Source organism: Saccharothrix saharensis (assembly GCF_006716745.1).
GTDB lineage: Bacteria > Actinomycetota > Actinomycetes > Mycobacteriales > Pseudonocardiaceae > Actinosynnema > Actinosynnema saharense.
Window position 1 is genome coordinate 2899277 of record NZ_VFPP01000001.1, and the last position, 11213, is coordinate 2910489.

14 protein-coding genes are annotated in these 11213 nt (G+C 73.1%); 12 read left to right on the top strand and 2 right to left on the bottom strand.

What is annotated here, in order from left to right; all coding sequences use genetic code 11:
- Positions 1–107: 107 nt before the first annotated feature.
- A complete protein-coding gene (locus FHX81_RS11950; protein WP_141977875.1) occupies positions 108–722 on the bottom strand; it encodes a TetR/AcrR family transcriptional regulator in 615 nt (204 codons plus the stop codon).
- A gap of 77 nt (positions 723–799) precedes the next feature.
- Between FHX81_RS11950 and FHX81_RS11955 the strand changes: the two genes are divergently transcribed.
- The 3 genes from FHX81_RS11955 (at position 800) to FHX81_RS11965 (ending at position 4143) form a co-directional block, all read left to right on the top strand.
- Positions 800–1951, top strand: coding sequence for an acyl-CoA dehydrogenase family protein (locus tag FHX81_RS11955; RefSeq protein ID WP_141977877.1), 1152 nt, complete (start codon positions 800–802; stop codon positions 1949–1951).
- Between the two features lie 19 nt (positions 1952–1970).
- A complete protein-coding gene (locus tag FHX81_RS11960; protein ID WP_141977879.1) occupies positions 1971–3140 on the top strand; it encodes an acyl-CoA dehydrogenase family protein in 1170 nt (389 codons plus the stop codon).
- A 127-nt stretch (positions 3141–3267) separates the two neighbouring features.
- Positions 3268–4143: an alpha/beta fold hydrolase gene (locus FHX81_RS11965; protein WP_141977881.1), complete on the top strand. Its 876-nt coding sequence runs from the start codon at positions 3268–3270 to the stop codon at positions 4141–4143.
- Here FHX81_RS11965 and FHX81_RS11970 read toward each other — a convergent pair whose 3' ends face one another.
- Positions 4144–4788: a GntR family transcriptional regulator gene (locus FHX81_RS11970; RefSeq protein WP_141977883.1), complete on the bottom strand. Its 645-nt coding sequence runs from the start codon at positions 4786–4788 to the stop codon at positions 4144–4146.
- A 74-nt stretch (positions 4789–4862) separates the two neighbouring features.
- On the opposite strand from FHX81_RS11970, the gene FHX81_RS11975 reads away from it, so the two are divergent.
- The 9 genes from FHX81_RS11975 (at position 4863) to FHX81_RS12015 (ending at position 11116) form a co-directional block, all read left to right on the top strand.
- Positions 4863–5807, top strand: coding sequence for an asparaginase (locus FHX81_RS11975; protein ID WP_141977885.1), 945 nt, complete (start codon positions 4863–4865; stop codon positions 5805–5807).
- A gap of 38 nt (positions 5808–5845) precedes the next feature.
- On the top strand, positions 5846–6157 hold the full coding sequence (locus FHX81_RS11980; protein WP_141977887.1) for a hypothetical protein: 312 nt from the start codon (positions 5846–5848) through the stop codon (positions 6155–6157).
- Between the two features lie 49 nt (positions 6158–6206).
- Positions 6207–6659 (top strand): peptide-methionine (R)-S-oxide reductase MsrB, encoded by a 453-nt coding sequence (msrB, locus tag FHX81_RS11985; protein ID WP_141977889.1) that lies wholly within the window; start codon positions 6207–6209, stop codon positions 6657–6659.
- A 97-nt stretch (positions 6660–6756) separates the two neighbouring features.
- Positions 6757–7668 (top strand): TIGR04222 domain-containing membrane protein, encoded by a 912-nt coding sequence (locus tag FHX81_RS11990; protein ID WP_170232025.1) that lies wholly within the window; start codon positions 6757–6759, stop codon positions 7666–7668.
- Between the two features lie 62 nt (positions 7669–7730).
- The gene (locus FHX81_RS11995; RefSeq protein WP_141977894.1) at positions 7731–8660 is read left to right on the top strand and encodes a TIGR04222 domain-containing membrane protein; all 930 of its coding nucleotides are present in this window, start codon (positions 7731–7733) and stop codon (positions 8658–8660) included.
- A gap of 28 nt (positions 8661–8688) precedes the next feature.
- A complete protein-coding gene (locus FHX81_RS12000) occupies positions 8689–9414 on the top strand; it encodes a TIGR04222 domain-containing membrane protein (protein ID WP_246107779.1) in 726 nt (241 codons plus the stop codon).
- A 48-nt stretch (positions 9415–9462) separates the two neighbouring features.
- Positions 9463–10260 (top strand): MbnB/TglH/ChrH family RiPP precursor modification enzyme, encoded by a 798-nt coding sequence (locus FHX81_RS12005; protein ID WP_141983899.1) that lies wholly within the window; start codon positions 9463–9465, stop codon positions 10258–10260.
- Positions 10257–10601 (top strand): SCO6045 C-terminal-like domain-containing protein, encoded by a 345-nt coding sequence (locus tag FHX81_RS12010; RefSeq protein ID WP_141977898.1) that lies wholly within the window; start codon positions 10257–10259, stop codon positions 10599–10601. Before FHX81_RS12005 ends, FHX81_RS12010 begins: the two co-directional genes overlap by 4 nt.
- A gap of 26 nt (positions 10602–10627) precedes the next feature.
- Positions 10628–11116 (top strand): hypothetical protein, encoded by a 489-nt coding sequence (locus FHX81_RS12015; RefSeq protein ID WP_211363469.1) that lies wholly within the window; start codon positions 10628–10630, stop codon positions 11114–11116.
- Positions 11117–11213 lie beyond the last annotated feature (97 nt).

Consider the following 11213-nt stretch of genomic DNA (forward strand, 5'->3'; position numbering starts at 1 on the left):
CAACGATCCGGCCACCGCACCCGGCTCGACGGTCACGAACCGTGGTCGGGGATCACGGGCGTTCGACGACCTGGAAGCGGAGATCGGGAAGGGCCGGGCGGCGCGGCTCAGTCGTGGGCTCGCGCGCCCAGACCGGTGACGAGGGCGTCCAGCGCCAGTTCGAAGCTGTCGTGGTCCAGTTCCCGCGCCACGGCCGGCAGCAGGTGGGCCTTGTCCAGGTTCGGGTAGCGGTCGCGGTAGAAGGTCTGGTCCTCGGAGAAGCCGCTGGAGAACGAGCTCAGCGCCGCGCCGAAGACCAGGTACATCAGCGCCGCCGCGATCATCGTGGCCTCGCGCCGCGACCAGCCGGACGCGACCAGGCCGCCGTGCACGACGTCGAGCCGGCGCAGTGACGCCTCGCGGTGCGCCGGGCCGTAGGCCAGGAACGGCACGATGTTGGGGTGCGCGGCCAGCGCCGCCCGGTAGGAGCGGGCGCAGCTGCGCAGGCCGTGCCGCCAGTCGCCGCCGTCGAACCCGGACACGTCGACCTGCTCCAGGATGCCCGCGGCCACCTCGTGCAGCAGGTCGTCCTTGGTGCTCACGTGCCCGTACAGCGACGCGGCCTGAACGCCCAGCTCAGACGCCAGTTTGCGCATCGACAGGCCGTCCAGGCCGTCCCGGTCGATGATGTGCAGCGCGGCGGTCCGGATGCGCGAGGCACTCAGGATCGGGCTCCTCGGCATGTCCGCTCCCCTTGCCTGTGGTCGACTCCGCGCCTAGGTTAGATAACCTAACACCGTTCGGTTAGGAGGTCACCCCGGTGGATCTGCGCATCTCCGACGAACACCGGCAGCTCAAGGAGCTGGCACACCGGTTCACCGAGGAGCGGATCGTCCCCCACGCCACGCGCTGGGACCGGGACGAGGCCATCGACCGCGACCTGGTGCCCGCCCTGGGCGAGGTGGGCTTCCTCGGCCTGGGCATCGACGAGGAGCACGGCGGCTCGGGTGGCGACCACCTGGCGTACTGCCTGGTGCTGGAGGAGATCGCCCGCGGCGACTCGGCCGTGCGCGGCATCATCTCCGTCTCCCTGGGCCTGGTCGGCAAGACCATCGCCAAGCACGGCACGCCGGCGCAGAAGCAGCGGTGGCTGCCCGGCCTGTGCGCGGGCCGCGAGCTGGGCTGCTTCGGCCTGACCGAGCCCGGTACCGGCTCCGACGCCGCGTCGCTGGCCACGAGGGCCGTCCGCGACGGCGACGACTGGCTGATCACCGGGCGCAAGGTGTTCATCACCAACGGCACGTGGGCCGACGTCGCCCTGATCTTCGCTCGAACGGGTGGTCCCGGACCGAAGGGGATCACCGCGTTCCTCGTGCCGACCGACTCACCCGGCTTCGCCGCCACCGAGATCCGCGGCAAGCTCGGCATGCGCGGCCAGGCCACCGCCGAGCTGACCCTGGACCGGGTCCGGGTCCCCGACGGGGACCGCCTCGGCGACGAGGGCGCGGGCTTCAAGCTGGCCATGGCCGCCCTGGACCGGGGCCGGATGTCCGTCGCCGCCGGGTGCGTGGGCGCCGCGCGGGGTGCGCTGGAGGTCAGCGTGCGGTACGCCGGGCAGCGCGAGCAGTTCGGCAAGCCCATCGCCGGTTTCCAGCTCGTGCAGGAACTCCTGGCCGACATGGCGGTGGAGACCGACGCGGCCCGCCTGCTCACGTGGCGCTGCGCGGACCTCGCCGACCGGGGCGAGCCGTTCGGCACGGAGGCGTCCATGGCGAAGCTGTACGCCAGCGAAGCCGCCGTGCGGGTCGCGAACAACGCCATCCAGGTGTTCGGCGGCTACGGCTACGTCGACGAGTACCCGGTCGGCAAGTACTTGCGCGACACCCGCGTCACGACCCTCTACGAGGGCACCAGCCAGATCCAGAAGTTGCTCATCGGCCGGGCGCTGACCGGCATCAACGCGTTCGCGTAGAGGGTAGAGGGAGGACGGCATGGACTTCACGCTCGACGAGGAGCAGAAGGAGATCCGCGACTGGGTGCGGACCTTCGTGCGCAAGGAGGTGGCGCCGCTGGAGCCGGAGGTGCTGCGCCGGGAGCGCCTGGGTCAGCCGGGGTTGACCCGGGACGAGCTGAAGGAGTTGCAGGACAAGGCGAAGGCAGCCGGGTTCTTCGGCGTGCTCACGCCCCAGGAGTACGGCGGCATGGGGCTGGGCGCGCTCATGACGGCGCTGCTGGAGGCCGAGCTGGGGCGCACGTTCGTGCCGTTCCGGTTCGGCGGGTACGCGGACAACATCCTGTTCCACGGCAACGAGGAGCAGAAGCAGCGCTACCTGCTGCCCACGATCTCCGGCGAGCGCGTGTCGTGCTTCGCGATCACCGAGCCGGGCGCGGGTTCGGACGCCAAGGCCATCCGCACGTCCGCCCGCAAGGAGGGCGGCGAGTGGGTGATCAACGGCGAGAAGACGTTCATCACCCAGGGCAACGAAGCGGACTTCGTGATGGTGTTCGCGGTGACCGACCGGGAGAAGGGCGCGGACGGCGGCGTCACGTGCTTCCTGGTCGACCGGGACATGGGCTGGAAGTCCGAGCCGATCCCGACCATGGGCCAGTGGGGCCCGGCCGCGCTGGTGTTCGACAACGTCCGCGTGCCCGAGGAGAACGTCCTGGGCGAGGTGGGCAAGGGCTTCCACCTGGCCATGCAGTGGATCGGCCAGGGCCGCTACCTGCTGCCCGCGCGGGCGCTCGGCTCGTGCGAGCGGCTGGTGGAGATGGCCATCGAGCAGGCCAAGACCCGCGTCACGTTCGGTCAGCCGATCGCCGAGTACCAGGCCATCCAGTGGATGCTCGCGGACTCGGCGGTGGAGATCGAGGCGTTGCGCTGGCTCGTGCTGCACGCGGCGTGGCTGGTCGACCAGGGCGCGGACTCGCGGCAGGCGCAGTCGATGGCGAAGCTGTACGGCGGCATCAAGGCCAACGAGATCGTGGACCGGGTGCTCCAGATCCACGGCGGCATGGGCTACACGCGCGAGCTGCCGATCGAGCGCTGGTACCGAGAGCTGCGGCTGCTGCGCATCTACGAAGGCACGGACGAGATCCAGCGCCGCACGATCGCCCGCAACCTGCTCAAGGGCCACGCCAAGGTGACCGGCACGCTCGGCTGACCAGGGCTTTCGGCGGGGTCGGGCGACCGGCTCCGCCTGGCCCCCCGACGGAGGTAGGGCTGGCCCCACCTGCCCTTCGGCAGCGCGCCCCAGGGACCGACCGCGATCACGCCAGCACGATGAGTGCATGCGATCACGACCGGTGCTCTTCGAATCCGACCTGACGCGTCAGCGCATCACGACCCCGGCGGGCACGTTCGACGCCGTCGTGACCGGTCCCGCGGCCGGGCGCAAGGTGCTGCTCCTGCACGGCGTGCCGGAGTGCGGGATCGAGTGGCGCCACCAGCTCCGGGCGCTGGCGGCGCACGGGTACCGGGCGGTCGCGCCGGACCTGCGCGGCTACTCGCCGGGCGTGCGCCCGCGCCGGGTGAGCGCGTACGGGCTGGAGCACGTGGTGCGGGACGTGGTCGAGATCGCGGACGCCCTGGGGTGGACGAGGTTCGACCTGGTCGGGCACGACTGGGGCGCGATCGCGGCGTGGGTGGCCGCGGCGCGGTTCCCGCTGCGGATGCGCACGTTGACCGCTGTGTCCGCGCCGCACCCCGGCGCGCTGGCGCGGGCGTTGCGGACGGATCCGGACCAGCGGCGCCGGTGGGCGCACCTGGACCACCTGCGGGAGCCGGGCGTGGCCGAGCGCACCCTGCTCGCCGATCACGGCGCGCGCCTGCGCGACGGCTGGCCGGCCGCGATCCCGCCGGAGCGGGTGGCGCAGTACGTGCGGAAGCTGACCGAGCCGGGCGCGCTCACCGCCGCGCTGAACTGGTACCGGGCCAACGACCTCACCGACATCGGTACCGACGCCCTCCGCCCGGTGTCCGTGCCGACCCGGTACCTGTGGGGCGAGGACGACGAGGTGATCTCGCCGGACACCGCGCAGGACGCCGGGCGGTGGACGACCGGGCCGTACTGGTTCGAGGTGATGCCCGGGGTGGGCCACTTCGTGCCGGAGGAGGCGGCGGAGCAGACGACGCTGCACCTGCTCGACCACCTGGCCGCGCACTGATCAGGCGAGGCTGGTGAGCATCTGGGCGCACACCCGGGCCAGGTGCCTGCGCATCACGTCGGACGCGCGGGTCGGGTCGGCGGCGGCGATGGCGGTGACCAGGGCGTCGTGGTCGTCCAACGAGGCGTTCTGGTGCGGCGGGTCGTCACGCAGACCGCTGCGCAGCAGCACCACCCGCTGCTGCACCAGCCGCACCTGCTCGGCGATGCGGGGGCTGCGCGCCGCGTCCAGCAACGCCTGGTGGAACGCCAGGTCCAACCGGTGCGGGAACCGCTCGCCCGCCGAGTACGCCCGGCGCGACTCCTCGCACACCGCGCGCAGCCGCACCACGTCGCCCTCCGTGCGCCGGGACGCCGCCAGCTCGGCCGCCGCGCACTCCAGCGCGGTGCGCAGCTCGAACAACGCCTGCACGTCCGCCGCGTCGGCCGTGGGCACGGACGCGCCCCGGTGCGGCGCGAGCACCAGCAAACCCTCGGACGCCAGGTGCCGGATCGCCTCGCGCAGCGGTCCGCGCGAGATGCCCAGCCGCTGGGCCAGCTCGACCTCGTTGACCCGCGTGCCGGGCGGGATCTCGCCGGTCAGCACCAGTTCGCGGAGCACGTCCACGGCCTGGCCGGCCAAGCTCAGGTGCAGGGGAGGTGTCACCGACGTCTCCTAGCGCGCGAGGACACCGTCGATGTTAACTGTCGACAGTCGACAGCACAGCGGTGGAGGGACGAATGGCACACGAACTGGTCGCCGAGGTCTGGCGGGGCGAGTTCCTGGAGTCCGTGCACCACGGCTCGGTCATCGCCCTCGACCGCTCCGGCCGGGAAGCGCTCGCGGTCGGTCGCCCGCACGACACCACGTACCCGCGCTCGTCGAACAAGCCGATCCAGGCGCTGGCCATGCTGCGCCACGGCCTCGACCTCGACGGCGAGCTGCTGGCCCTGGCCTGCGCCAGCCACTCCGGCGAGGACTTCCACGTCGACGGCGTGCGGCGCGTCCTCCACGCGCACGGCCTGACCGAAGCCGCCCTGCGGTGCACGCCCGACCTGCCGATCGGCGAGGACGCCCTCAAGGCCCACCTCGCCGCAGGCCGGGGCAAGGCGCCGCAGTACATGAACTGCTCGGGCAAGCACGCCGCCATGCTCGCGACCTGCGTGGTCAACGGCTGGTCGACCCACGACTACCTGGAGCCGGCGCACCCGCTCCAGCGGGCCGTCCGCGAAACCCTGGAGGAGCTGGCGGGCGAACCGATCGGCGCGGAGGGCGTCGACGGCTGCGGCGCGCCGTTGCTCGGCATCAGCCTCACCGGCCTGGCCAGGGCGTTCAGCGCGCTGGCCCGCGCGCAGGACGGCCCGGAGCAGCGGATCGCGCGGGCGATGAACCAGTACCCGGAGTGGGTCGGCGGTACGAACCGCGACGTCACGAAGCTGATGCGGGCGATCCCGGGCGCGGTCGCCAAGGACGGCGCGGAGGGCGTCTACGCGATCGGCCTGCCGACCGGCGAAGCCGTCGCGTGCAAGATCGCGGACGGCTCCAGCCGGGCCAGGGCGGTGGTCCTGGTGGCCGCGCTGCGCAGGCTGGGCGTGGCCGCGCCGGACGAGCTGGCCACGTTCCCGGTGCTCGGCCACGGTCGGCCGGTCGGCGCGGTCCGACCGTCACCCACCCTGGTGAGTTGAGCCGCCCAGCGGCTTGAAACGCCCGATACGCTGGCTGCATGGCCAGCGCCAGAGCCGCCGACGCACCGGACGACCGCCCGCAGCCCAGCATCGACGACGAACTCATCGGCCTCGACCCCGACGACCCCGAGACCAGGGCGTTCGCCGAGCACCTCGGCCGGATGAAGCAGCAGCCGCCGAGCTTCACCATCGAGGGCACGGTCGCGGGCGTCGGGCAGTTCGCGGACTCGGCGAACCGCGCGGGCGGCCTGCGCCGGCTCACCGCGGTCGTCGTGGTGGGCCTGATCCTGCTGGGTGTGCTGGTCAGCGTCTGGTACTACCTGGGCACCCTCGTCTGGGTGTTCTTCTAGACGACCCGCGCCGACGTCCCGGCCACCGCGGTTCGTCTACCGTGGAGGCATGGAACCTGTCGTCGGCGCCACCCCGAAGGTGGTCCGCCCCGAGTCCGAGTGGCGGGAGATCCTGACCCCCAAGGAGTACGCGGTGCTGCGCGACGCCGGCACCGAGCCCGCGTGGGTCGGCGAGTACACCGACACCAAGACCGAGGGCGTCTACGAGTGCCGCGCGTGCGGGGCCGAGTTGTTCCGCAGCGACACGAAGTTCGACTCGCACTGCGGCTGGCCGTCGTTCTTCTCCCCGCTGGCCGGTGACTCGGTGATCCTGCGCGAGGACCGCACCCACGGCATGGTGCGCACGGAGGTGCTGTGCGCCACGTGCCACAGCCACCTGGGGCACGTGTTCGAGGGCGAGGGCTACGACACGCCCACCGATCAGCGCTACTGCATCAACTCGGTGAGCTTGCGCCTGGTCGAGGGCCCGGACGGTCGAGCAGACCGGCGGCTCGAACCCTAAGGCTTGCTCAAGCACCCTTGCTGGGGTGTGTCCTGGCGCACACCATTGCCCCCAAGCTGGTGGACCTGGTTCCACCGAGGCCCACAGGGGGTGGACCGTGGAGCGACCGTGGGGGCTTTCGGGCCCGGAGTTCCTCGAGCTGTACTGGATCGCGCTGGCGGTGTCGCTGGCCTGGGCGATCTTCGTCCGGGTGCGCCCGCGGTGGACGCGGGGAGGTGCCCCCGCGGGCGTGCTCGGTGTGCTGGACATCGCCTACCTGACCGGCGGTCCCCGACGGGTGGTCGAGGCGTCCGTGGCCGGTCTCATCGACTCGGGCGCCCTCGTGCCCGCCCGCAACGGCAGCGTCCGGCTCGTCGGCACGCCCGCGGCCGACCACCCGGTCGACCAGGCCGTGCTCACCGACGCCAAGCGGTACCGCCACCGGACGTTGACGCTGCTCATCACGTCGGTCTCGGAGCAGGACGCGCCGCGCGCGATCGGCCGTCGACTGTCCGAACAGGACTACCTGGTCGAGCCGGCCGAGGTGCGGCGGCGGTTGCGCGGTGGCATCGTGCCGATGGTCGTGGTGCTCGCCGTCGGTGTCGTGCGCTGGGTCAACGGGCTGCTGGTCAGCGCGCCCGTCGGGTGGCTGACGTTGCAGCTCGTGCTGACCGGCGTGCTGGTCCGGGTGCTGCTGAAGGCGGCACCGTCGACGCGCACCGCGAAGGGTCGTGACGCGGTGGCGAGGGCTCGCGCGGGCGGGATCACCGGGGGGTGGGGGGTGACCGGCTCGGCGAACGCCGCCGAGCTGGTCGCTCTCAACGGCTTCGCCGAACACCCGGACACCGCGTTGCGCGCCGCGGTGCGCCCACGTCCCCGTGCCCGAACCCGGACCGCGTCGGCCGGGTACGCACCCGGCACGTACGTCGCGACGAGCGGCGGGTGCGGCAGCGCGAGCAGCTGCTCCAGCAGCGGCAGCAGCTGCGGTGGCGGCGGCGGGGGCGGCTGCGGCGGTGGCGGGGGCAGCTGACGGGTTCTTACGCTTCCGTGACGCGGGCCGCAGTAGGCCGCACGGCTCCTAGGGTGGCGGCCATGACGTTCCTGTGGTGGTACGGCCCGGCGCTCGTCGCCGCGGTGGTGGTCGGTCTGCGGGTGAAGCGGGTCGCCGGCGCCGTGCCCGACCGGCCGCTGACGTTCGAGGAGATCGGCTACCTCGGCGGCGGCCCGGTCCGGGCGGTCGAGGTCGCGGTGGCGGGGTTGGTGGCCGAGAACCGGGCCAGGCTGTCCGGTCCGGTGGCCGCGGCGGTGCCCGGCGAGGAGCAGCCGGCCACCGCGTTGCAGGCGGTCGTGCTGGCCGGGCTCACCCGACCGCGCGACCTGGACGAGCTGGTGGTCGGCGCGGCCACCAGCGGACCGGCTCGGCAGATCGGGCAACGCCTGGTCGCGGGCGGGCTGCTGGTGTCGCCGCGACGGCGGTTGGCGCGGGCGGTGCTGGCGGTCCTGCCGGTGGCGGCGCTCGCGGTGGTACCGGTTCTCGCAGGTCCCGGTGGGTGGGTGACGGTCACGTCGGTGGCGGTCGCGGCACTGCTCGGTGTCCTGCTGCTGCTGGGTCCGCCGCCCGTTCTGACCAGGAGGGGCGCGCGGGCGTACGAGGAGGCCACGGCGGGCCTCGCCCCGGTCGACCCGGCCGAGGTGACCGCCCGCTACGGCTTGGTCCGCCCGGCGTCGCGCACCGCCGTCACGCCGCCCGTGCCGCGTGAGGGGTCGGCGCGGTCGGCGACGGCGGTGTTCGACGGCGAACGGGCGGAACCGATCGCACCTGCGGAAACGTCACAGGCACCGCTCCCCCGGCGCAGGCGCGCCGTGGTGGTCGAACCGCAGCGCTGGCAGCGGCGCAACGGCTGGCTGGTGGCAGGCGGGTGGTTCGCGGGTGGGTGGTTGGCCGCGCAGTGGTTGGAGGGCGATGACGGTGGCGACTCAGTGGACGCCGACTTCGGCGGGTTCGGCGGGTTCGACGCCTGAGCTCGGACCGGAGGAGCAGGCATTCCTCGTGGGCGGTCCCGGCCGGGCGGCCGAGGTCGCGGTGGTGTCGCTGGTCGAGGCGGGCGCGGCCCGCATCTCACGCGAAGGCCTGGTCAGCGCGGTGGGACGGCCACGGGGCCGCACCCCGCTCCAGGCGAACGCGCTGGGTCGGCTGCCGATGTCGCTGGGTGACGTGATCGCCGCGACGGCGTGGAGCGCGGAGGCGCGGTCACTGCGGCAGCACCTGGTCGAGCGGGGCTACGTCGTGCCGCGGGGGCGGCGCAAGGCGGCTCGGCTGGTCCGCCGGCTGCTGATCGCCGCGACGGTGGCGGCGGTGGTCGCGGCGATCGCGTGGGAACTCCCGGTGGAGTTCGCCGTCGTCTCGATCTTGGCCGGGGTGCCGGCGGCACTCGTGCTCACGCCGTGGTCGCGCCCGCTCACCCGTGCCGGGAGGGACGTGGTGAAGCGGTTGCGGTTGGTCGCCGTGTCGCCGAACCGGCTCGCCCTGGTCGCCTGCTACGGGTTGCTGGGCAAGGTCGAGCGGCACCACGTCTGGCAGGTGCTGGGCATCGCGCCCACCGCGGCGGCGACGTTGCGGCGGCGGTCGCGCGGGAGCGGGTCGGACGGCGGCGCGTCGTGCGGCGGTGGGTGCGGCAGTTGCTCCAGCAGCAGTTGCGGCAGCGGCGGCGGTTCCGACGGCGGCGGCTCGTCGTGCGGTGGTGGCGGGTGCGGCGGTGGTGGTGGCGGCGACTGATCGGGCAGCGGCGATCGGTCGGTCGAGAGCGTGGGAAGGGCGTGGCACGTGGAGAAGCTGGGTGTCGGCATCGGGTGGCGGCCGGAGATCGACCTGACCGTCGAACGCCTGCCCGGCGTCGACTTCGTGGAGGTCGTCGCGGAGAACCTGCACGTCGGGCACCTGCCCGAGTCGGTCCTCCTGCTGCGGGAGCGGGGCGTGCCCGTGCTGCCGCACGCCGTGTCGCTCTCGCTCGGCGGCGCGGAACCCTTGGACGCGCAGCGGGTCGCGCACCTGGGTGCGCTGGCCGAGGCCCTGGACGCGCCGCTGGTCAGCGACCACGTCTGCTTCGTGCGCGCGGGCGGGCTGGACTCGGGCCACCTCATGCCGCTCCCCCGCACGCGCGACGCGCTGGACGTCCTCGTCGCCAACGTCAAGGCCGCCCAGCAGGACCTGCCCGTGCCGCTGGCCCTGGAGAACGTCGCCGCGCTCCTCGACTGGCCGGACGGCGAGCTCACCGAGGGCCAGTTCCTGGCCGAGCTGGTCGACCGCACCGACTGCCGGCTGCTGGTCGACGTGGCCAACCTCTACGCCAACGCCCGCAACCTCGGCACCGACGTGGCCCGGTTCCTGGACGAGGTCCCGTTGGAACGCCTGGCGTACGTGCACGTCGCCGGCGGCGAGGAGCACCAGGGCGTCTACCACGACACGCACGCCCACGCCGTGCTCCCCGAAGTGCTGGACGTGCTGGCCGAGCTGCGCGCCCGCGTCGACCCGCCCGGCGTCCTGCTGGAACGCGACGACGACTACCCGGCCGACGCGGAACTGGCCGCCGAGCTGGCCGCGATCCGGGCGGTGCTGGGGTGACGCGGCCGCAGCGCGAGCGGTTGGCCGCCGCACAGGCCGAGCTGCTGCGCGCGCTGCTGGCCGACGGCGACGTGCCCGAGGGGTTCGACCCGGACCGGGTGCGCGTCGAGAAGCGCGCCCTGCTCGCCAAGCGGCGCGGGATCGTGGCGGCGCTGCGGCCCGACGTCGCCGCCGAGCTGGACGAGCGGTTCCGACCGCTGTTCGACGCCTACGCCGCGGCCCACCCGAAGGAGGTCGGCACGCGGTTCCGCGAGGACGCCGCCCGCTTCGCCGAGTGGGCGACCGCGCGGGGCGAGCTCCGGCCGCCGAAGAAGGAGCGTTGGTGGCGGCGCGCAACCTGATCACCGACGCGTTACGTCCCCGGAGCATGTGGAGACGGATCTGGCCCTTGGGCGCGTTGCTGCTGGCCACCGGCTGCGGCCTGGTCGAGGCGGGGAGCGCGGGCTGCACGTTGATCGGCGCGGCCGTCGGCGTGAGCGTGGACGTCGAGCACCCGGACGCGGCGTCCGCGACGATCGAGGTTTGCTGGGACGGTACCTGTGCAACCCCCTTGCTGGAGCTGTACCCGTCGAGCAGGGCCGTGGAGACGACCTGCACCGGCACCGCGCCGGAGGACTCGTGCGGCGCGCGGTCCGAGCCGACGGGAGGGAAGCACGGGTTCGCCGGCCTCCCCCGGCTACCCGCGAAACCGGTCGCGGTGACCCTGCGAGTGCTGGACCAATCCGGTTCTTCCCTGGTGGACCGGAATATCACGCTGACCCCCGAGATGGTCTACCCCAACGGTCCGAACTGCCCAGCGGGTGGACCGCAGGCAGGTATCTCAGTTGGTGCCGACGGGTCAGTCACCGAGCGGTAGGTAACCGCTTACTCGGCTGAATTGGTCAAGAACCTACCGACCAATCAGCGGCTGTTCCCCATTTCGGAACCCTCTAGCGTCGGTGACGTCAGGGGCG